The sequence below is a fragment of the Chryseobacterium sp. PCH239 genome, from assembly GCF_018924625.1.
GTDB lineage: Bacteria > Bacteroidota > Bacteroidia > Flavobacteriales > Weeksellaceae > Chryseobacterium > Chryseobacterium cucumeris.
On the sequence record NZ_CP073027.1, the window covers coordinates 577,687 to 600,844 of the forward strand.

The window sequence follows — 23,158 nt, forward strand, 5'->3', positions numbered from 1 at the left end:
CCTGATTACAGTTTTAAGTCATAGGTAAAAGCGAGATAATACAGTCCTCCGATTTCAGGACCTGCTGCATACTGGAAGTAACGGCGGTTCAGCAAATTGGTAGCTCCAATCTTAATATTGGCACGGATTTCAGGAAGCTTCCATGTTGCCTGTGCATCAATGGTGTAATAAGCGGGAATTTCTCCGGATGCTAAAGGACTTTCCCACATAAAACCGCTCTGCCATCTGGCTACAAGAGTGAATCCTATATTTTTAACAATCTCTCTGTTTCCCAAGCTTACATTTACCATCCACTTCGGAGTGTTGAAAGCTGTAATAAACAGGTCTGAGTTATTATTGGAAGCCAGATCATTATAGGAAACATTGGTGTTGATATTGTAATTTCCTGTGATATTATATCGGAATCCTAAAGATGTTCCGTAGCTTTTGTAGGTACTGTTGCTGTTGGTATAAACCCTGTATCGGTCCTGTTTACTTCTGTCGAGCATGGCAAGAACAGCGGTATTGCTTCCTACCTGGCTGTTTTTAGGAACAGCCACTTCTACCTGGCCCAGGAATCCTTCGTAGATATTGTAATAAAAATCCCAGTCCAGCACCAGTTTATTATTGAAAAAAGTAGACTTATACCCTACTTCAAACGAATTGATTTTCTCCGGCTGTAATTTCTGAAGATTCGCTACCGTTAAAAGCTGTTTGTTATCCTGAGCTGCCTGAGCCTGGGTTTTTCCTGCGTCAACATCAGCGTTTACTGCTGAGGTAAATTTATCGATGGAAGCCAGCGTATAAGAGTTTTCCAGATAGCCTAATCCGTCATTTACTTTGGACAGGCCTCCTACTCTTCTTACGTTTCCATTATTCACGAATGAAAGGGCTTCAAATAAAGATGGAAAACGATAGCCGTTTTGAAAAGAGGCCCGGAAATTATGCTGTTTTACTGGGGAATACACTACACTTATTCTTGGATTTAGTTTGGCTTCAAATTCCGGGTTTCTGTCGATCCGTAAAGCGGCATTAATTTTTACTTTATCATCGAAGAAAAGCTTGGTAATCTGTGCAAAAGCCCCATATTTCTGATAGATAACATCTTTCCCGAAAGTACCATTGGCTAAAGGAATGTTTCTTTCATTCACGGGACGGTTAAAATCAACAAAGTTATTTCCATCCGGAGTAATGCTGTACAAACGGTAATCTACTCCTGCAAGAAGGTTGAATATCTTCACAAACCTGCTGAAATCATAGGTCAGTTCCCCCTGATAAAAGCGGGATTTCTGTTCAAGCTTGGCTCCTCCTGTTGCCGGAGCTCCTGCTACGCCTCCATTGGCTGAATCCCAGTTATTAATTCCGATAATGGTATTTTTTAGCTGTTCAAAGGCTGCAGTTCCTGGTACAACCCTGTTTTTATCAGCTTCCTGACGGGCGAGAGTAAATGCTTCATTAAGATTGATTCCGGCATTCAGGCTGTTCTGAAGTGCGGTCTGGAATATATTTTTCCAGTTGGTATTGGAAAGATTTGTCAGATCAAGATTATCTGCCAAAGGTTTGAGATTATAAGAATCTCCTGTATTTTCTATGGAAACATAAGCTCTGAAGGTTAATTCTTTGCCTGTGAGTTCTACTTTATGGTTCTGAACTGTGGCATTCTGCAAACGGATTTTATTCCCTCTCTGGAAAGTTCCGTCCAGCAAACCGTAGCGATAAACGTAAGATGTTCTCCACTGATCTCCGAAACGATAATATAAACCTGCATCGAACTTAATATTTTTCACGTCAGGGCTTACCAGATCTTTTTCCAGATATCCGGTTCTCGAAACGTTGAATGTGGTTGGTTTTCCGTTGTAATCTACTTTTACAGCTACACGGTTGTTTCTTTCGTCACCGTATTTATTCCAAAGATCTTCAGCCGGATTGTTGGCCAAAGCAAAGTTAGGATTGGCTGTTACCAATGAACCTGGATTCTGATCTGTCAGATTATTGGAAACCCAGTCTGTTCCACTGAAGTAAGAGGCATTAACTTTAACAGCAAAGTTCTTATTGATCACCTTTGCAAAACGAATGGCACTTTCTCCCAGAGAACTTATTTTATGGTTCACATTGTCTACATGATTTACTCCGCCACGGAAATAAACACTTATCCCTTCAGAGGTAAACGGATCTTTGGTCTGTAAACTTGCCAGTCCGTTGATGGCATTCATTCCGTACAATGCAGAAGCCGCTCCCGGAGTTACTTCCATAGATTGAATATCCAGTTCTGTAGGTCCTATAGCATTTCCCAACGGTACTCCCAACGTTGCCGACTGTACATCTACGCCGTCTACCAATTGCATGAAACGGAAATTGTTAGGTGAATTGAATCCTCTTGAATTTGGAATTTTCAACGTAAGGCTTGAGGTTAAAAGCTGTAGTCCTTTTACATTTTCCAGTGTTTCATAGAATGAGGCTGCCGGACTTTCCCTGATGGTTTTAATATCTATTTTCTCAATAGCGATCGGTGATCTTAATATCTTTTCCGGAACTCTGGAGGCGGAGATCACCACATCATCAATAATGGTATTCTGAGGATTAAGGCCTACCGTTATTTTGTTGGAAGGTGAAAGTATTTCAACCGTCTGACTGGTAAAGCCATCTTTCCGAATCACCACCCTGAATGGTATGGTAACCCTTGTTCTGATTTTAAAATTACCTGCCTGATCCGTTAATGCGGTATCCTGCGTGTTTTCGATCTGTACTTTTACGGAGTCAAGACCTTTGTGTGTTCCTGTGTTCTTGATGCTTCCGCTAAGCTCTATAAGTTGCTGCTGAGCTTCTGCCAGGTTAAAAAATAGAAATGTAAATGCAATAATGCCTGCTTTTGGTAGAAAATTTCCCTGCTTTTTGTTTTTCATTTTTTCTTCATTTTTAAGGTTGAGAATGAAGCTGCCTGAATTTTTACATTGATTATTTTTACCACAAAAGGCACAAAAGTTTTCATTTTAAAACAATTTAGTTCAATTATGTAAGTTTAAAAATGACACTGTAGAAAAGTTCACATTAGATGAAAATCAAAGATTTTACAAAACTTAGGTGTACTTATTATGCACAAAGTTTGGCTCTTAAAAAGCTTAAGTGTTTAAAACTTTTGTGACTTTTGCGGTTTTGAATCGAAAAACTTCAAACAGCTTGTTTGTATTGTTATTTGAGAATCAACAACACATACACATTCGTCCGCTTAAATGAAGAGGTTGAGTTTTTTTGTTTTTTTTCAGATCATAATGAAAATCAGCCATATAATTAATTTAAGGTATGTAAGTAACGGTATGAAAAATCACCAAATGTTTCCTCTGCAAGTCTTTTCTGTACGTAAATCGCGAAAAGTTCATCCAGAGTGGTCAGAATTTCTTCTTCACCAATATTTTCTTTAAATTTTGTATTCAGTCGCATTCCTAAGCGGTCTCCCCCAATGTGAAGATTATATTTCCCATAAGCTGTACCTACAAATCCGATTTCAGCATTGGGAGATCTTCCACAGCCATTGGGACAACCTGTCATACGGATCGTGATATCTTCTTCCAGCAGACCATATTTTTCAAGGATAGGCTCTATTTTTGTGACCAGTGAAGGCAGATAACGCTGTGCTTCAGCAAGTGCCAGTGAACAGGTATTTAAAGCTACACACGCCACAGAGTTTTTACGTAAAGCACTTGCTCTGTCGGTATGTTCTGAAATTCCGTGCTCTTTTAAAATACCTTCGATTTCAGGCTTATCTTCTTCATCAATATCAGCAAGAATAAGGTTTTGGTTGCAGGTAAAACGGAAATTGGCTTTCCCTGTCTGTGCAATTTTTAATAGTCCTGATTTTAAAGGATATCCTTCAATATCAAGGATTCTTCCGTGCTCTACAAATACGGTGTAAAACCACTTTCCTTCATGATTCTGTATCCAGCCGTAGCGGTCTTTTCTTTGTGTAAACTTAAATTCACGGGCCGGCTCAAAACTGAAGCCTGCTCTCTTTTCTACTTCAGCTCTGTACTGATCGATACCTAATTTATCAATTGTGTATTTTAATCTTGATAATTTCCGGTCGCTTCTGTTACCGAAGTCTCTTTGTACCGTTATAATTTCGTACACGGCTTTCAATACTTTTTCCTCGGTATCCACAAATCCAAGGATAGAAGCAAGACGGGCATACGTGGCTTCATTTCCGTGAGTGGCACCTAATCCCCCTCCCGCAGCAATATTGTAACCTACGATTTTATCATTTTCGATAATCGCGATTAAAGCAATATCATTGATGAATACATCCACATCGTTATTGGGAGGAACGGCTATTCCAATTTTCAGTTTTCTCGGAAGATATCTGTCCTGATACAAAGGATCTTCCTCTGCTTTACGGTCTACCAGAAGTTCATCATCAATCCAGATATCATAATAAGCTTTGGTTTTCGGAAGACACATTTCACTGATTTTTCCTGCCAGTTCGTAAGCTTCCTGCTGTAAAGGGGATTCCGAAGGATTGGCTGTACAGGTTACATTTCTGTTGACGTCTCCACAAGCGGCAATCGAATCCAGATGCTGAAGATTGAAACTTTGAATGGTAGGTCTTAAATGAGATTTTAAAATACCATGCAGCTGAATGGTTTGCCTGGTAGTCACTTTTATCGTTCCCGTAGAATGATCTTCAGCCGTTTCATTCAATCCTACCCATTGCTCCGGAGTTAAAAAACCACCGGGAAGTCTTAATCTGATCATATAAGAATACAGCCATTCCAGTTTTTTGGAGACACGCTCTTCCCTGCGGTCTCTGTCATCCTGCTGGTACATTCCGTGAAATTTGATCACAGTCTGGTCATCTTCTCTGATGGCTCCGGTGAAGTTATCTGCAAGACTTTCCTTTAAAGTTCCTCTGAGTCCGTTACTGCCGGTTTTAATTTTTTCTACCGGTGAAAGGTTCTCTTTATTGTTGTTCATAATTGTTTCCTTTAATTTTTACGACTACTTTTTAATACACATCTTTAGCATATCTGCCGCTCAGTTCCATTTCTTCCAGGTAGGTTACAGCATCTTCTTTGCTGCGTTTTCCTTCAGTCTGGATAATGGTGAGAAGCGTTTGTTCTACATCACGGGCCATTGGTTCTTTAGCACCGCATACATACACCGATGCTCCGCCTTCAAGCCAGTAAAAAACTTCCTGGGCTTTTTGTTCCAACCTGTGCTGAACATATACTTTTTCAGCTGTATCTCTTGAAAAAGCGAGGTCTAAATGGGTCAGACTGCCTGTTTTGAGAAAATCCTGCAGCTCTGCCTGGTAAAGGAAATCGGATACAAAATTCCTGTCTCCGAAAAACAGCCAGTTTCTTCCTTCTGCACCTGTGGCATCACGCTCCCAAAGGAATGACCTGAAGGGCGCAATCCCTGTTCCCGGACCAATCATGATGATATCTTTATCCGCTTCCGGTAATTTGAAATGCCCTGCTTCCTGAATATAAAATTCCACCTCTTCTCCTTCTTTAAATTCACTCAGAAAGCCACTGCATAACCCATTATGTTTCTGATGGTCAATAAAAAATTCTGATTTAGCAACCGTAATATGAATTTCCGTATCACCATGAGCTTCCACAGAGGAAGAAATGGAATACAGACGTGGTGCCTGAGCGGTTAATATCTGTAAGATTTCTTCAAATTCGTCTGCATTTTTTACAGGATAAATTCTAAGAAGATCAAGAAGACTTAATCTGACTTCCGGAATGGAATGCCCTGTTATTTTTGCATATTGAGCCACTACAGATTTAAGTAAATAGCTGATGTTAAGATGCTTGAGTAGGAGTTCTTCCACAGTGTCTGTAACTTTTGCTGTTTCAACCTGTTTTTTAGGATTAATTCCTGTGAGCGTAATAATCTCATCTACAACATCTTTTGAATTGAAAGGGATCACTCCCAAAGCTGCACCGGGGCGGTAACTAAGCGCTTCTTCTGTTTCAATTTCAATATGATAGGTTTCTTTTTCTGAGGTAATATCGTTCAGATTGATAATGGCTGAAACTTTCCCCTGATATCTTTTTCTTCCGGCGGAAACTTTTGGGGCTGAAATATTTTTTGTACTCTGCCCCGCATTTTTATTAACTGTTTCAAATACATGCTCTATCCAGTGGGAAGCTTCCTGTTCGTAATCAATGTCACACTTTTTCAATGGAATAATACGCTGGGCACCTAATATTTCAAAGCGTGAATCGACATCTTCTCCAGTCTGGCAAAACAGAGGATAACTACTGTCTCCCAGTGCCAGAATTCCGTATTTAAGTCCGCTGAGATCAATTTCATTTTCATGAATATAATCGTAGAATTTTTTAGCAAGAGCAGGCGGTTCACCTTCTCCCTGAGTACTGATGACGACAAAAAAGAACTCTTCTTTGGCAAGATCTTTAGGCTTGTATTGGGAAAGGTCAGCCAGTTTTACCTGAATTCCTTTTTTCTTGATTATACCGGCCAGTGCAGTAGCCAGTTTTTTGCTGTTTCCGGTTTCTGTACCGTAAGCCAGTGTTATTTTCTTTACAGCATATTGGGTAATACTAATAGTTTCCTGTAGTGGAAGGACGCCCGGAAGTGAGGATCCTCCGGCAATACCCGCAAGATATCCGCTTGCCCAGATGGCTTCGTCTCTGGATAGGTCTCCGGAGATTTGTTTTAATACATTTAATTTAGATTCAGACAGCATATTCAAAGAAATTTTGAGTAGTAGGGATTAGACTTCCGTTTTCTACTGATTTAAAATAAAGACCTTCCTGCTCGGCATTTTCAAGCCATGAAAATTCTTCATGCAGATTGACGATTTTGCCAACCACAACCAAAGAAGGAGAAGCAAAGTTTTTGTCTCCGAATTTTTCGTTAAAATCATCAAATGATGACGTGTACACCTTCTGAAAAGGCGTTGTTGCCTGTTCAATGACTGCAATTTTTTTATCACCTGAAATCTGAAGTGCTTTCAGCTTTTCCACAAGAGGAGTAAGATTTCCTTTAGACATATAGAAAACAAGGGTATCATTGGTGAGAGCAAGTTCTTTCCAATACTCTTCAGTTACAATCTCTGATTTATAGTAGGTCAGAAAACGAACGGATGTGGAATATCCTCTGGCCGTTAAAGGCATCCCTGCAAAGGCGGCTGCACCTAAAGCGGCTGTAATTCCCGGAATGATTTCGTAAGGAATATGATTTTCTTTTAAAGCCTGTAACTCATCAAGAATATTCGAGAATATGGAAACATCCCCTCCTTTTAGTCTTGCGATGGTTTTATTCTGGCGGGCATATTCCACCATTAAAGTATTGATATGAGACTGAGGGGTGGAAGCATTTTTGCTGCATTCTTTCCCTACATAAATAATTTCTGTGTCTTTATTGACGTAGGTTTCCAGAATCTCAGGACTTACAAGACGATCGCATAAAACAACGTCTGCTTCTGCGATTGCTTTTACAGCTTTTACAGTGATCAGTTCAGGGTTGCCGGGCCCTGCACCGATAAGGAAGACCTTTGGTGATTTTATATTTGTTTTCATTGAAGTAGTTGTTAATTAAGGAATTAGAAAAGTCCTTCTACCGACAGATATCTCTCTCCGGTATCGTAATTAATTGTCAGGATTTTAGCGTTATGTGGTATTTCCGGTAAATGTTTGGCGATGGCTGCTAAAGCGGCTCCTGTGGAAACTCCGACAAAAAGACCTTCTTTTTTAGCTGCGTTAAGGGCATATTCATAAGCTTCTTCTTTGCCTACTGTAATCACTCCGTCTAAAAGGGTAATATCCAGAATGGAAGGAACAAAACCTGCTCCCAATCCCTGCAATGGATGTGGCGCCGGGCTTCCTCCGCTTAATACAGGTGATAATTCCGGCTCTACAGCTATTACTTTTACGTTGGGATATTTTTCTTTAACCACTTTTGCTATTCCGGTAATGTGCCCTCCGGTTCCCACTCCCGTAATGATGTAATCCAGACCATCCGGAAAGTCTTTTAAAATTTCCTGAGCGGTGGTTTCTACATGTACTTTTACATTGGCAGGATTGTCAAACTGTCTGGGAATCCATGAATTGGGTGTTTCTTCAGCAAGCTCATTGGCTTTTTCAATAGCCCCTTTCATTCCTTTTTCTCTTGGGGTAAGCACAAATTCTGCTCCGTACGCTTCCATGATTTTGCGGCGTTCTATACTCATGCTTTCAGGCATAACAAGGATTAGTTTGTATCCTTTCACGGCAGCAGCCAGAGCGAGTCCTATCCCTGTATTTCCGCTGGTAGGCTCTATGATAACACTGTCTTTATTTAATAATCCTTTGGCTTCTGCATCTTCAATCATCGCCAGTCCGATTCTGTCTTTAATGCTTCCTCCCGGATTGTTTTTTTCAAGTTTGATCCAGATTTCATGATCTGAACCGAAGAGTTTGTTGATTTTCACGACAGGTGTATTCCCAATCGTTTCTAATGCATTCTGAAATTTCATATCAATGTACTTTTTATTTTTGTTTTTTTAGATCACAAAGGTTAATGATTCCGGTAATGAAGAATTATCCTTTATTTTTATTTCACTTTTGTGGTAGACCAGAGAGTTGGCAGGAACATCCTGTGTAACCCAGACATTTCCTCCGATAATGCTTTCCCTGCCTATGGTAGTTTCGCCTCCCAGAATAGTAGCTCCCGAATAGATAATCACATCATCTTCAATATTGGGGTGTCTTTTCTGATGGGCTTTTTCTTTGGAAACATTCAAAGCTCCGAGGGTTACTCCCTGATAGATTTTGACATTATTTCCGATAACCGTTGTTTCTCCAATCACAATTCCCGTTCCGTGATCAATAAAAAAAGACTTTCCAATGGTAGCTCCCGGATGAATATCAATTCCGGTTTTGCTGTGGGCGTATTCTGAGATGACCCTTGGTAAAATTTTCACTTCCTGACTCCAGAGCTGATGCGAGATACGATAGACATACGTGGCAAAAAAGCCGGGATATGCCAGGTATACTTCTTCCAGTGAGTCAGCAGCGGGATCAAATTCCAGAATGGATTTTGCATCCAGCACCAGCTGATCATAAATTTCTGGTAAAGCTTCAAAAAACCGATTAACCTGTTTTTCAGTAAGGGTTTTATCTCCTGTTACCGTATTGATAAGTTCTGAAAGTGTTTCCTGCAGTGCCTCAAAATTTCTTTTCAGCTCATCTTCAGTATTGTCATGCTGAGGAAGGAAAAGTGTTTCATACAAATCCTTCACCCACTTTTTAGTCTTTATTTTATCAAAGAATCCATGAATACTGTTTTGCTTAGTCTGATGAATTCTCTCTGTTAATTGATCGGAAATTGCCATTTTTTCTATTGAATTATACAGGCTGCTACCGTTGAATTGGACGTTTCATCCACCAGAATGGCAGAGCCCGTTGTTTTGTTATTGGTAAAGCTGTCATAGACCAAAGGCTGTGCCGTTCGCAGGGTAACTTTCACAATTTCATTCAGTTTAATCTCTCCATCGGCCTGTTCCCTGATAAGAGTATTCACATTGATCTTGTAATCAACCTCTTTTACTACTGCTTTTATCAGTCTGCTGTTTTGCTGCAAAAGGTATTTATTTCCTTGCTGCAAAGGTTTCTGATCCAGCCAGCATAAAAGAATTTCAAGATCTTTTTCAACGGCCGGAATATGTTCTTCCGTGGCAAAAATATCTCCACGGCTGATATCTACATCATGAGCAAGATGAATAACGGCTGGCTGGCCTTCAAAGGCTTCTTCTTTTTCAATGCCATTGATCTCAATTTTGGTGATTTCAGTGGCCAGGTCTGCAGGAAGTATATGGATTTTGTCTCCTTTGGTGAACTTTCCGCTTAAAATTTGTCCGGCATATCCTCTGTAATCATGCAATTCTTCAGTCTGAGGACGAATCACGTACTGAACCTGAAAACGGCTTCCGTTATTTTTTTCTTCATTGATCGTTACTTCTTCAAGATATTCCAGTAAAGAATTTCCTTCATACCAGTCTGTTCTGGAAGATTTTGAAACAATATTATCTCCTTTTAATGCAGAGATCGGGAAATAACTTACATCATTCAGTCCAAGATTTTCTGCAATTTTTGCATATTCTGATTTTATATTTTCAAAAATTTCTGCCGAATAATCTACCATATCCATTTTATTAATGGCTACAGCTACTTTCTTTAATTGTAATAAAGAGGCGATGATGGAATGCCTTCTGGTCTGTTCAATCACTCCTTTTCTTGCATCAATCAGAATAACCATCAGATCTGAGTTGGATGCTCCGGTGATCATATTCCGGGTATATTGTACATGACCGGGAGCATCAGCGATGATAAATTTTCTTTTTGCCGTTGAAAAATAGCGGTAGGCAACATCAATGGTGATTCCCTGTTCTCTTTCTGCACGCAGACCATCTGTTAAAAGAGCAAGGTCTACTCCGTCTTCATTTTTGTTTTTAGAATGTTTTTCAAGGACTTCCAACTGGTCCTGTAAAATGCTTTTGCTATCGTAAAGCAGTCTCCCGATAAGGGTACTTTTACCGTCATCCACGCTTCCTGCTGTTATAAATCTTAATATATCCATCCGATTGTAATTATAAATGATAAGTGATAAATTATGAATGATAATTGATGAAAATACTTTGTGTAATCATTAATCAATTATCTTTTATCATTGACTAAAAATAGCCTCCTTTTTTTCTGTCCTCCATAGCGGCTTCTGTTACCCTGTCATCAATTCTGGTTTCGCCACGCTCTGAGATTCTTGTCGCTACGATTTCTTCGATAACGGCATCTATCGTAACAGCATTAGATTCCACAGCTGCAGTACAGGTCATATCTCCTACGGTGCGGTAACGGATTTTCTTAGTAGTAATGACGTCTTCCGGTTCTAAAACCACATGGGAAGAATTGGCCAGCCACTGTCCGTTGAAATCGATTACTTCTCTTTCATGCGAAAAATAGATGGAAGGAAGTGCAATTTTTTCTCTTCGGATATAATTCCAGATGTCAAGCTCTGTCCAGTTGCTGATAGGGAAAACCCTTACATTTTCTCCTTTGTGAATCTTTCCGTTAAAGATATTCCAAAGTTCAGGACGCTGAAGTTTAGGATCCCACTGCCCGAATTCATCACGAACGGAGAAGATTCTTTCTTTGGCCCTGGCTTTTTCTTCATCTCTTCTGGCTCCTCCGATGCAGGCATCAAATTCAAATTCTTCAATCGTATCAAGAAGCGTATAGGTTTGCAGCCAGTTTCTGCTTGGGAATTTACCTTTAGCTTCAGTCAGTTTTTTACTTTTTATGGTGTCTTCCACTTTCCTTACTACCAGATTCACATCCAACTGCTGTACCAGCTGATCACGGAAATCCAATACTTCCGGAAAATTGTGGCCGGTATCTACATGAACAAATGTAAACGGAATTTTCCCATGGAAGAAGGCCTTTCTTGCCAGATGCGCCAGTACGATACTGTCTTTTCCTCCACTGAATAACAACGCCGGACGTTCAAACTGGCCTGCGACTTCTCTTAATATATAAATAGATTCGGCTTCTAACTGATCTAAATAATTTAACTGCTGTATTGACATTTTTTTCTTTTTTTATTGATGAATATGCAGACCGCATTCTTTTTTGTTGGCATCTTCCCACCACCAACGGCCTGCTCTGAAATCTTCTCCTTCTTTGATCGCTCTGGTACAGGGCTCGCATCCTATGCTCACAAATCCTTTTTTATGAAGGTGATTGTAAGGTAAATGATGATCTTTTACATACGTTGTCACCTGTTCTGTCGTCCAGTGAAGGATGGGATGAAATTTTATGATTCTGTTATCAGGATCCCACTCCAGCTGAGGCATATTCTGTCTGTTGGGAGAATGTTCGGATCTCAGACCTGTGATCCATACTTCATAGCCTTCCAGTGCTTTTCTTAAAGGATGAACCTTTCGGATGGTACAGCATGCTTTCCTTTTTTCAACAGATTGATAGAAGGAATCAGGGCCGTTTTCTGTTACAAATTCTCTGAGCTCTTCCGTATCCGGATAATAAGCTTTGATGTTCTTTTTAAAGAAAGCCTTGGTGGAAGTCCAGGTTTCATAAGTCTGTTCAAAAAGTCTTCCCGTATCCAGGGTGAAAATTTCAATATTTAAATCTTTAATCAGATGAGTGATGACCTGATCCTCGTAACTGAAACTGGTTGAAAAGATCACTTTACCCGGGAATCTTTCAGTCAGTATTTGCAGTGCATTAGTTTGAAAAGAAGCTTCATCAGCCTCTTTCACAAGATTTTCGAATTCATTTTTCAGACTGTTTTCCATTTTGAATTGAGATTTAAGTCTTGCAAATATATATAAAATTCTATAACTCCTATCAAAATAGTAGAATTTAAATAAAAAAAATTTTATTCTTTATTGATGAACTTGGTTAAGGTAGCTTCCATCATGCTTTTTCTGGTCTTTTCACGAACGATCATAAGTTCTTTCCTGAGATAGCATACTGCCTCATCTACACAATCATCACATGCTTCGTAAAAATTTAAAGAAACGCATGGCGTAAGAGCGATCGGGCCGTCAAAGATTCGGTAAATGTCTGCTAATGAGACCTCATCGGGTGATTTTAAAAGATAATACCCGCCTACTTTGCCTTGCTTGCTGTTAACGAGTTTGGCTCTTTTTAGTTCGAGAAGAATCTGTTCCAGAAATTTCTTGGGAATGTTTTCGTCCTGTGCAATAACGGAAGTTGGCAGAAAGCCCTGGTTATAATTCCTTGCTAATCTGACCATTGCTTTAAGCGCATATTTGCAACGTTTCGACATCATAATTTCTGCAAGTTATGATAAATTATCTGATAAATGAAATGTTTTTATAGCTGAAAACTTAGTATTTTAACCACAAAAGCCACAAAAGATAAAAACACTTAAGTTAATTTTAAGTACAGATAAACTGCTGAGAAGTTCACTTAAGTTTAAAAATCGAAGATTTTTATAATACACAAACATCTGTGTAAATCCGTGAAATCTGTGGGAAAAGCTAACCACCCCGTCAAAAATTCTTTGAATTTTTGCTATCCCTCCACAAGAGGGGAATTCTAAGCCCTCCGTTTGTAATATGAGCCATAAGTTTACTCTTTCTGTAAAATAAAATAAGCCAGTTCTCTATCCTCCCGTTTTAGATTTTCAACTCTTTTAAAGCCGCTTTTCAAAAGTACTTTTTGGGACCCGATATTATCAAGATCAGTTACTGCTACGATATCTTTCTGATGATTTATTGATAAACAGTGGTCAACAAGTGTTTTACAGACGTCCGTTCCGAGACCTTTACCCCAGTATTTTTCATCTAAAGTATAGCCTATTTCCATCTGATCAGGATTGTCGAGAAAGATTCTGGCAAGGCACATTCCAACAAAATCATTGTTCTGGGCTTGGAAAATTCCCCATCTGCTGAATGGTCCCCCTTCATAATCTGCCAATGCTTTGTCAAACATTTCTTTATATTCTGCCGGGGTTTTGTAGGGCAGATACCGGGTTACATTTTCATTTTCAAAAAGAGTGGAAAATAATGAAAATTCTTCAGGGGTAAATTCACGGATAATGATCCTGTCGTTTTTATAATGCATTGAATATTGTTATCAAAGAATAAAATTACATAAATAAATGAAGAACTGCTCATAAACAGGATAAAAAAATTGGGCTTACAATGAAGCCCAATCAACTGTATATGAATAGTAATACTATTTTTAATGAATTTCTGAGAAGTTTTCCCTAAAGAGGTTTCAATATCAATCAAATAAGTTCCGCTTAGGAAGTGTTTAACGTCAACCTTATCACCAATAGCTTTAGCATTCATTTTTCTTCCAAACATGTCGTAGACAGAAATTGATTTGATTTCCCCCTTTGTTTTAATTGTCAAAACATCAGAAACCGGATTTGGATAGATAGATGTTTCTGTGTTTGTTGTATCAACATTTGCAGTGGATAATAGTGTACAAGGTGTTGTAATACTTCCATATGGTTGTGTGTTGTATGCAAACTCAGTGACAGAATAATTTGAACCATTGGCCCCAACGCTCACTTTGAAATAGCCGTTAATATCGTAGCCATCGAATTGGTTTCTAAAACCAACATAAGCGGTTTTACCAGACCAGGTAGTATAGGTAGGAGTATACACATCCAGTTGTCCGGGAGTCCAAGTTGGATACCCTATATTATTTGCATTCGTTATGGTGGTACAGGCTGGAATTAAACTAATATTTCTTGTTCCTGTTTGGCACACTAATCCTTTCCAATAAGTTTCCAATTTTAATTGATTGGCTCCATAGTACCAGGCGCCATACCCTGCATCATCACTAAGCTCCGGGTTAATGATAAAATATTTCCAGGTTGCCCCTGAGTTGGTGGTTACTGTTGTTGGTGTTGGGTTGGCATAACTTTCCAGAGGAGTTCCGGTAACTATTTTGTAAGGATCTTTATAAGAAAAAGTTAAGGCCAAAGCTGTCGTTGATCCTAATGAAGTTACGCCTCCTGTTATAGCCGGATTCAGGAACGTAATTGATGAATTTAAGACCTGACTTTTAGAATGACTGGTTGCTGCACCATTTATAGTAAGTGTAGCAGTCGTAGGGCTTGTAACTACTATACTTGCAGTTAATCCTGCTGGTAATGAAGACGTGAAATGGGTTCCTGCAGTAAGAGTTGTTCCATTGGGTACGGCAAATGTTGCTCCGTTCAGCGTAATCGTTGATATAGGGGCAGATGCTACTGTTCCGTCTAATGACACGACTCCATTATTGTTTAAGTTCTCTGTAAATGTACTGTTGCTAAGGGCTAATCTTGGTGGAGTATTGGCAACTCCGGTTGCGGCTAAGTTGGCAGGCTGCCATAAATTTATTCTTGAAGGATGGTTTAATGCTGCCAGCATTCTGTTAACCTGTCCATTGGTAAACATTTTATAACAGCCGGCAGAACCATTGTATCCCATATAGTTTTCAACGTTTACTTTTTGTCCAAGACAATTGTTACCAGAGTTACATCCCAATCCGGAAGAAGTATTTTCTACAGGGGTGTCTGCAACTCCATCCCCATCATTACCTGGATTTGCAGTTGAACAAAGAACATTGAAGGTGTGCTGAAGATTTAGCCAATGCCCGAATTCATGAGTGAATGTATCAGAAAACTCGTTTGAAGCCACTGTTCCTGCAGCATTAAATATATAACGTCCATTATACACCACTCTGGCTGTATTTACTGAAGTCATGTATGAATCCGGATACCAGGCAACTCCTGATTGATATAAATCCTTATTGGCATATAGGTCATTTTGGATATACACATTCATATACTTTGTATTATCCCAGGCATCGGAGCCAATTTCTGCATCATATCCGCCTCCATTGCCATATCCGCCTTTGAAAGGGTGAAATACTACTCCACTTGTTGCTTTTCCGGTTGGATCAATTTTAGCTAATCGAAATTCAATACTTAATGCTCCTCTGATAGATTGGAAATCAGGATCAACGGTATTTGAATCCGTGTTGATTCCATTGAAATTTAAGTTGATTTGTTGCAGTAAGTCAACTACTTTTTGGTAATTTACTTTTACATTACTTTGAGATTCTCCATACACATGAAAAACCACAGGGATGATGTAGGTTGGATTGCTGGCCCTATTATTCAATGAATTTTTGTCTGATCCCATTTTTTTTACGAAATCTTGAGTGTATTTCTCAAAATTTTCATATTCAGCCTTAGATTCAGGGTGCAGTTCAAAATGTTTTTTCATCATTTCATCTGCTTTACACTCACGAGGTCTGTTTTCCTGAGCAAAACCTATTACTGGAAATAGGGAAACAATTAGTAGTAATTTAAATTTTTTCATAAATTTTGGATTTGGTTGTTAATAAATTATTTAAGTAATCAAATTGTTTTAGCTTTAATTTGGTGTGTTATGTGATGTTTTTTAACTAAATCTATCAGGGTTGAATATTTCTATATCAACCGTTGGCTTTTCGTCATTGGCAAGTTCTGAAACTGTTTTTCCAAAAATGGGTCCTAGGCTTAGTCCCATCATACCGCCGCCGCCTGCGATAATCAGGTTCTTCAATTGGGAAGACTGTCCTAAATACGGAAGGCCATCCGGGGCGCAGGGTCTGTATCCAAACCAGATTTCGGATTCTTTAGGGGATTCAACCTTAAAATCGGGTAAATATTTGGGGATGGATTGGATGATTCCTTCTACCCTTTTCATATTAATTTTATCCTGATGGGAAGCCAGCTCCATCGTTCCGCCGAAACGGATCTGTCCATTCATTGGAGTCACTGCTACTCTAGCTTCGAGTAATAAAGCGGCATGCTCTAATGTATTATGCGGATTTTCCGGTTGGTGCATCAACGAATAACCTTTCCCGGGCATTAATTGTATTTTAATACCTGCTTTTTGTGCAAGTTCAGGTAAAAATGAACCTCCTGTCATGATAAACTGGTCGGCTGTAAATTCTTTACCATTGGCAATGACCGTTTTAATCGTATTTCCAAAAGTTTTAAAGCCCGTTACTTGATGATGAGTATGAAAAACGACACCTTTATTTTTAAGATAAGAGATCATTTGTTTCATCAGTTTCATGGGATTCATATGGCCGTCGCACTTATAATTAACCCCACCGGTTACATCCAGCCGGACATTGGGCTCCAGCTCCTGAATTTCTGATTGATCCAGAATATCAACAGATAATCCCATATTGATGGCTTTGTAAGCCAACTCTGTCTCTTCTTCTGCCACTTTCTCTGTTTTATAGAGCATTAGAATACCATTTTGATTCAGTTCAAAATCAAATCCGTCTTTTTGGGCAATTTCATCATACAATTTGCTGCTTGCCAGATTAAGATCCCGGATTGCAGTAGCAGAGTAATCAACATGTTTCTGGTTGGAATGTTTCAAAAACTTCAATCCCCAGGAAACCAGCCTGGAATTGAGTGAAGGTTTTACATAAAACGGACTTTTACTGTCAAACATCCAGCGTATTCCCTGAGCAACTACACCCGGTGCGGCCAACGGGGTAAAATGACTGGGCACAATCATTCCTGCATTTCCATAAGAACAGTTGTTGGTAAGATCATTCTGTTCCAGAATTTCCACCTGCCATCCTTTCTGTAAAAGATAGTACGCTGAGCTTAATCCTGCTATTCCTGCACCGATAATCAGTGCTTTTCCTCTATTCTGTGTCATATGCTTGTTTACATCACCTGAAAACCCTGCCAATAAGGATCTTCATCATCAATAATAATATGATTATATCCGGTAATTCTTGCCCAGCCTTCTACTGACGGAATAATGGCTGGTCTCCCATCTAAAGTAGCAGTCTCTTCAATTCTCCCGATAAACTGGGAACCGATATAGCTTTCATGAATAAATTCTTCCCCTTGCTTCAGTTTTCCCTTAGCATACCATTGGGCCATTCTTGCTGAAGTTCCCGTACCACATGGCGAACGGTCTAAAGCATTTTCACCCACCAATACTGCATTTCTTCCGCTGGCTTTAGGATCTTTAGGTTTCCCCGTCCACTGAATGTGGCTTAATCCTGTAATATGTTCAATTTCCGGATGGATGAATTCATATTTTTCGTTGAGCAATTTTCTGATAATTTTTCCATAATGGATGAGCTGACTGGCCGTAAAATCAGAGATATCTCTGAAATTTTCCTGAGGATCTATAATAGCATAAAAGTTTCCGCCATAAGCGACATCAGCACTTATTAAGCCAAGATCCGGACATTCTACTTCCAGGTTTTCAGCATAGAGAAAAGATTTTATATTCGTCAGCTTTACAGACTTTACTTTTTTCCCTTCCTGTATATAATCGATGAGAATAAGCCCTGCAGGGGTTTCAAGACGTAATTTTCCCGGAATTTTAGGTACAACAAGTCCTTCCTCAATAGCAATGGTAACTGTTCCAATGGTACCGTGTCCGCACATGGGAAGACATCCGCTGGTTTCAATATATAAAACTCCGATATCGTTATTTTCATCGACAGGAGGATACAGCATACTTCCGCTCATCATATCATGACCACGGGGTTCAAACATCAATCCTTTTCTTATCCAGTCATATTCTTTCATGAAGTGAAGCCTGCGTTCCATCATGGAATTTCCTTTTAAAATAGGTGCACCTCCTGCAACAAGACGTACAGGACATCCACAGGTGTGAGAATCTATACAAAAAAAAGTTCTGTTCATGTGGTCTGTAATTTTAAAGATTCTGAATTCATTACTCCATCCACCATTCTGCTGATTTGTAATGGATTGCCATTTTTAAGCTCATCGGGTAGAAATTCATCCGGCCAGTTCTGGAAAGAAACAGGACGAACGAACCGCTTTACAGCATCCGGCCCCACAGAGGTAAAACGGGAATCAGTAGTAGATGGAAACGGACCACCATGCTGCATGGCATATACAACTTCCACTCCTGTAGGCATTCCATTGAATAGTAGCCTTCCACATTTATCTTTGAGAATATTGATCAGTATTGGATTATTACATACATCTTCATCGGTGGCTGCAATGGTAATGGTTAACTGTCCTTTTAGCTGCTGGGCAATCTTCATGATCTCTTCATCTGTTTCACACGCTACAACAATACCAAACGGGCCAAAGACTTCTTCACTCAAGACGGGATTATTCAGGAATGTTTTAGCATTTGTCTTTATCACTGAAGCACTTCCCTGATCATTTTCTGCGTCTGTATTTGATGAAGCAATTATTTCAATATCTGTCTGCTCTGTTGCAATATTTCTATTTTTTTCAAAACTTTCCAATATCCCTTTGTGAAGCATTGTAGCGGGAGCCACATTTTGAATTTCCTCTTTTAGAGCATTGATAAAGCGGTCAAGTGCCTTTCCTTTCAAAGCAATAAATACTCCAGGATTGGTGCAAAACTGTCCTGCTCCTAACGTTAAAGAAGTACTATATTCTTTTGCCAATGCTTCTGCTTTGTTTTCAAGCAAGTTTTGAAAAGCAAATACAGGATTGATGCTTCCCATTTCTGCAAATACAGGAATAGGATTTTCACGGCTGTTAGCAATATCAAACAAAGCCTTCCCTCCATTGAAGGAACCGGTAAACGCAACTGCCCTGATGTCTTTATGCTGAGTTAAATAACCTCCGATCTCATAGGATGTTCCGGTAATATGACTAAAAACTCCTTCAGGCCATCCAAAGGCTTTAACAACGGCTGTTATAGCATCAGCCATCATTTGTGAAGTCTGAGGATGTGCCGGATGTGCTTTTATAATGACAGGACAACCCGCACCGATAGCACTGGCAGTATCTCCTCCTGCAGTAGAAAATGCAAAAGGAAAATTACTGGCTCCGAAAACAACGACAGGTCCGATGCCTACATTATATTTTCTGAGATCTCCTTTTTGTTTTTCAGGCTGGGCAAGATCAATTCGGGCTTCTGTATATATCCCGGAAGCAACAGCTTTTGCATAGCTTCTCCATTGTCCTACTGTTCTGGCTTTTTCGCCAATAAGTCTGGCTAATGGCAATGACGTTTCCTGATGAGTAACTTCCAGAAGCTCTACTCCTAATACTTCGATTTGATCAGCGACAGCATTCATAAATTCTGCCCGCTCTGTGACTGTCGTGTTTTTAAGAAACTGAAAGGCTTCAGCAGCCTTTTGGATTCTTCTATCAATATTTTGTGTTGATGTTTCTTCCATCATATTTGTTGTTCTGGAATTAATAATACGGGACGATTCGCTCTGCCCTCTTCAATGATTTTTTGAATTCTTTCAGCTTCCTCTCCATGAAGTTCAAGACGTGGGGCTCTCACATAAGGATTGCTTATCCCTTCTGCTGTTGCAGCCAGTTTAATATACTGAATAAGTTTAGGGTGAATATCGAGCTCCAGCAATGGCATAAACCATCTGTAAATTGCTACAGCTTTATCATATTCATTGGCTTTCACATAGTTGTACATTGCCATGGTTTCATTAGGAAACGCATCTACAAGACCTGCCACAAGACCGTCTGCTCCAAGCATCAGGGTTTCCAGACAAATCGTATCTACCCCGCCAAGAATTTTGATCCTTTTTCCAAAACGGTTGATCATTCTGGTTACGTTCGCCAGATCTCTTGTCGATTCTTTTACAGCCTGAATGGTCGGATATTCAATAAGCTCTTCAAACATTTCAAGGGTTACATATATACCATAATCAACAGGATTGTTATAAATAAGAATAGGAAGATCTGTAGCGGAAGCCACTGCTTTAAAGTATTCAACAACTTCATGGTTATCGGCTTTGTAGCGCATAGGTGGAAGCAACATAAGACCGTCTGCTCCTAGTTCTTTTGCTTTCTTGGCGAAGTTGATTGCATTTCTGGTAGTATTTTCGGAAAGATTAAGAATAACAGGAATTCTTCCCTGAGTTATCTTTTTGGCATATTTCAGCAGTTCAAATTTTTCTTCTGTTTCCAAAGCACTGGCTTCTCCTAATGTTCCTGCAAGGATAATCCCGTGAACTCCTGCTTCAATCTGGGCTTCTGTATTGGTGGCAAACATGTCAAAGTCTATCTCACCTTCTTTTGTAAAAGGCGTTAATACAGCGGGATAAATACCTTCCCAGTTTAGTTTTGTACTCATATCAAATAATATTTATCCAAAACTAGCAGAATTTTAAAACGGTAAATGTTAATATTTTAATAGGTTCTCACCGTATTTTAACATGTTGTTTTTTATTGCTCTATGGTGGCTTCTTTGTAGTGCTTCAGGTATTCTTTAGGAGAATATTTCATAATGGATTTGAAAACCCTGTTAAAATTGGTAAGGCTATTGAATCCACTATTAAATGCAACGGAAGAAATACTATACATATTACTGGCTGTCAATAGTCTGCAGGCCCGTTGTACACGAAGTTCATTTAGGTATTCAATATAAGTGATGCGGGTACGTTTTTTAAAAGACCGGCAAAATGCCTGAGGTGTCATACAGGCTTCTTTGGCAATAAGATCAAGGGTTAGTTTATGTTGGGCAAAATTTTTCTTGATAAAAGTCTGTGCATTTATAATTCTTTGATCTGTATCAGAAACAGGATTAGGCAGATTTTTTTCTGAGGATAAAGGAATATGCAAATGCCTGTTTTGCATAAGGTGGTTTAAAATCCTTATAAAATCAATAATTTGATCTACACCATTTGTTTTTTGCAGTGCAGCAATATCTCCTGCGATATTTTCTTTAAGTTTGGCTGCTACCTGGAAACCCACTTCTGAATGATTGATGAAGTTTTTAAGTTCTTCAAATTCCGGTAAGTCAAAAAATGCAGCAATCTTTTTATGAGGATCAAAGAAAATAGAAATAGCATGAACTTTCTGCTTTTCGTTTTTCTCAAAACTACCCCTGAAAACATGGGATTGATTAGCTCCGAGATAGAAAATATCACCTGCCTCGAAATTAAAGAGATTCTGTTCTATGGCCAGTGTTCCATGCCCTCTAAGAATCCACATGATCTGTGTTTCTGTATGACGATGGAAATAAGGATAGAAATTAGGCATTATATCTTCCTGAATGCGGATACTTTTATTGGTATCGGCAGGAACAGAAAACTGGAGACTCTTCATCATAATATGAAAGCTTTACCGGGTTATTAGATTAGCAAGGTTAAAATATTGCTGAAGTTAAGCAAAATATGAACATTAAATATCATATTAAAATCCAAATTTTACATATTCTTATTTTTAATGAATAAAGTACTATAAATAGTACAAAATCGTAACTTTAAACTTTTAAAATAAAAAGTATTCATAATATATGTTTTCAGCACAAACTTATCAAGACAGAAGGTCAGTATTACAAAGAAGTGTCTCTAACGGAATCTTATTATTTCTTGGAAATATAGAGAATCCTGTGAACTTTGAACATAATCCTTATTATTTCCGTCAGGACAGTACCTATTTATACTATTTTGGAATTCAGGAACCCCGCATTGCGGCTATTATCGATATTGATGAAAATAAGACCATTGTTTTCGGAGATGAACTAAGTATCGATGATATTGTATGGATGGGCAGGCAGGAAACCTTGAAAGAAAAAAGCCTGAAGTCCGGAGTACAGGAAACTTTACCTTATGCAGATCTTTCTCAATATATTGTAAAAGCAAAAGCTTCAGGAAGAAAAGTACATTATCTTCCTCCCTATCAGTCTTCCAATAAAATTGTACTGGGAGACCTTCTTGGGATTAAAATTGCAGAACTGCAACCATCTGTGGAAATGATTAAAGCCATTGTAAAACAGCGTTCCATCAAAGAGCCTCAGGAAATTGTACAGATTGAACAGGCTGTGAATGTATCCAATGAAATGCATTTGCTGGCCATGCGTGCAACGAAGCCGGGAATGAAAGAATATGAAATTGCCAACGCGATCCAGTATCTTGCAGCGAATAAAGAATGTCAGATGTCTTATCCTCCTATTGTGACCATCAACGGAGGAATTCTGCATAACCATTATCGTCTTAATACCATAAAAGAAGGCGATCTTTTCCTGAATGATTCCGGAGCAGAAACCGCAATGGGATATGCGGGTGATCTTACCAGAACCTTTCCTGTAGGGAAAACTTTTACAACGAAGCAAAAGGAAATGTACGAAGTGGTTCTGAACGCTTTTAATCAGGCTCAAAACCTTTTGAAACCGGGAATACGATTTAAAGATATTCACCTCAAAGCGGCACAACACCTGGTAGAAGGGCTTATCGATCTTGGATTGATGAAAGGAAACCCTGAAGATGCTGTAAAGAATCATGCTCATACCCTATTCTTTCAGTGTGGACTCGGGCATATGATGGGACTTGATGTACATGATATGGAAGATCTTGGAGAACAGTATATCGGTTATACAGGAGAAGAACCAAAAGATACCAAAACATTCGGACTGAAATCTTTACGCTTAGGGAAAGCTTTGGAATCCGGTTTTGTTGTAACTGTTGAACCAGGTATTTATATGATTCCGGAACTGATTGACATTTGGCAGGCTGAAAATAAAAACGTAGACTTTATTAATTATGATAAAGTAAATGAATACCGGAATTTCGGAGGAATCCGTGTGGAAGATGATTTCCTGATCACAGATAACGGATACAGACTTTTAGGTAACGGATTAATTAAAACCGTTGAAGAAATTGAAAATTACAGAGCTGAACATTGA

At 39.1% G+C, this 23,158-nt stretch carries 18 protein-coding genes; 1 reads left to right on the top strand and 17 read right to left on the bottom strand.

The window, feature by feature from the left end:
- Positions 1-5: 5 nt before the first annotated feature.
- The 17 genes from KBP46_RS02810 to KBP46_RS02890 all read right to left on the bottom strand — a co-directional run bounded on the left by KBP46_RS02810 (position 6) and on the right by KBP46_RS02890 (position 21,582).
- Entirely contained in the window at positions 6-2,882 is a 2,877-nt protein-coding gene (locus tag KBP46_RS02810) for a TonB-dependent receptor (protein ID WP_216444560.1), read from the bottom strand.
- Positions 2,883-3,267: 385 nt separating this feature from the next.
- Positions 3,268-4,944 carry an NADPH-dependent assimilatory sulfite reductase hemoprotein subunit gene (locus KBP46_RS02815; RefSeq protein ID WP_062669434.1) on the bottom strand — a complete coding sequence of 559 codons (1,677 nt, stop codon included), beginning with the start codon at positions 4,942-4,944 and terminating at the stop codon, positions 3,268-3,270.
- 31 nt (positions 4,945-4,975) lie between these two features.
- Positions 4,976-6,688 (bottom strand): sulfite reductase flavoprotein subunit alpha, encoded by a 1,713-nt coding sequence (locus KBP46_RS02820; RefSeq protein WP_216444561.1) that lies wholly within the window; start codon positions 6,686-6,688, stop codon positions 4,976-4,978.
- Positions 6,678-7,523: a uroporphyrinogen-III C-methyltransferase gene (gene cobA, locus KBP46_RS02825; protein WP_216444562.1), complete on the bottom strand. Its 846-nt coding sequence runs from the start codon at positions 7,521-7,523 to the stop codon at positions 6,678-6,680. The genes KBP46_RS02820 and cobA overlap by 11 nt, the downstream gene beginning before the upstream one ends.
- 23 nt (positions 7,524-7,546) lie before the next feature.
- Complete coding sequence (gene cysK / locus KBP46_RS02830; protein WP_216444563.1) at positions 7,547-8,458, bottom strand: cysteine synthase A; 912 nt, start codon at positions 8,456-8,458, stop codon at positions 7,547-7,549.
- A 27-nt stretch (positions 8,459-8,485) separates the two neighbouring features.
- On the bottom strand, positions 8,486-9,316 hold the full coding sequence (epsC, locus tag KBP46_RS02835; RefSeq protein ID WP_062669442.1) for a serine O-acetyltransferase EpsC: 831 nt from the start codon (positions 9,314-9,316) through the stop codon (positions 8,486-8,488).
- Between the two features lie 5 nt (positions 9,317-9,321).
- Positions 9,322-10,560: a sulfate adenylyltransferase subunit 1 gene (locus tag KBP46_RS02840; RefSeq protein WP_216444564.1), complete on the bottom strand. Its 1,239-nt coding sequence runs from the start codon at positions 10,558-10,560 to the stop codon at positions 9,322-9,324.
- A gap of 94 nt (positions 10,561-10,654) precedes the next feature.
- Positions 10,655-11,563 (bottom strand): sulfate adenylyltransferase subunit CysD, encoded by a 909-nt coding sequence (cysD, locus tag KBP46_RS02845; protein WP_216444565.1) that lies wholly within the window; start codon positions 11,561-11,563, stop codon positions 10,655-10,657.
- Positions 11,564-11,575: 12 nt separating this feature from the next.
- Positions 11,576-12,289 (bottom strand): phosphoadenylyl-sulfate reductase, encoded by a 714-nt coding sequence (locus tag KBP46_RS02850; protein WP_216444566.1) that lies wholly within the window; start codon positions 12,287-12,289, stop codon positions 11,576-11,578.
- 83 nt (positions 12,290-12,372) lie between these two features.
- On the bottom strand, positions 12,373-12,789 hold the full coding sequence (locus KBP46_RS02855; RefSeq protein ID WP_062669451.1) for an Rrf2 family transcriptional regulator: 417 nt from the start codon (positions 12,787-12,789) through the stop codon (positions 12,373-12,375).
- Positions 12,790-13,091: 302 nt separating this feature from the next.
- Positions 13,092-13,586 carry a GNAT family N-acetyltransferase gene (locus tag KBP46_RS02860; RefSeq protein WP_216444567.1) on the bottom strand — a complete coding sequence of 165 codons (495 nt, stop codon included), beginning with the start codon at positions 13,584-13,586 and terminating at the stop codon, positions 13,092-13,094.
- Positions 13,496-15,844 carry a zinc-dependent metalloprotease gene (locus tag KBP46_RS02865; RefSeq protein ID WP_216444568.1) on the bottom strand — a complete coding sequence of 783 codons (2,349 nt, stop codon included), beginning with the start codon at positions 15,842-15,844 and terminating at the stop codon, positions 13,496-13,498. Before KBP46_RS02865 ends, KBP46_RS02860 begins: the two co-directional genes overlap by 91 nt.
- An 81-nt stretch (positions 15,845-15,925) precedes the next feature.
- On the bottom strand, positions 15,926-17,191 hold the full coding sequence (locus KBP46_RS02870; RefSeq protein ID WP_216444569.1) for an FAD-binding oxidoreductase: 1,266 nt from the start codon (positions 17,189-17,191) through the stop codon (positions 15,926-15,928).
- Between the two features lie 8 nt (positions 17,192-17,199).
- On the bottom strand, positions 17,200-18,198 hold the full coding sequence (locus tag KBP46_RS02875; protein WP_216444570.1) for a 4-hydroxyproline epimerase: 999 nt from the start codon (positions 18,196-18,198) through the stop codon (positions 17,200-17,202).
- Positions 18,195-19,685, bottom strand: a complete 1,491-nt coding sequence (locus tag KBP46_RS02880) for an aldehyde dehydrogenase (NADP(+)) (RefSeq protein ID WP_216444571.1) — start codon at positions 19,683-19,685, stop codon at positions 18,195-18,197. The genes KBP46_RS02875 and KBP46_RS02880 overlap by 4 nt, the downstream gene beginning before the upstream one ends.
- Positions 19,682-20,605, bottom strand: coding sequence for a dihydrodipicolinate synthase family protein (locus KBP46_RS02885; RefSeq protein ID WP_216444572.1), 924 nt, complete (start codon positions 20,603-20,605; stop codon positions 19,682-19,684). Before KBP46_RS02885 ends, KBP46_RS02880 begins: the two co-directional genes overlap by 4 nt.
- A gap of 92 nt (positions 20,606-20,697) precedes the next feature.
- On the bottom strand, positions 20,698-21,582 hold the full coding sequence (locus tag KBP46_RS02890; protein ID WP_228436650.1) for an AraC family transcriptional regulator: 885 nt from the start codon (positions 21,580-21,582) through the stop codon (positions 20,698-20,700).
- A gap of 187 nt (positions 21,583-21,769) precedes the next feature.
- On the opposite strand from KBP46_RS02890, the gene KBP46_RS02895 reads away from it, so the two are divergent.
- Positions 21,770-23,158: an aminopeptidase P family protein gene (locus KBP46_RS02895; RefSeq protein WP_062669465.1), complete on the top strand. Its 1,389-nt coding sequence runs from the start codon at positions 21,770-21,772 to the stop codon at positions 23,156-23,158.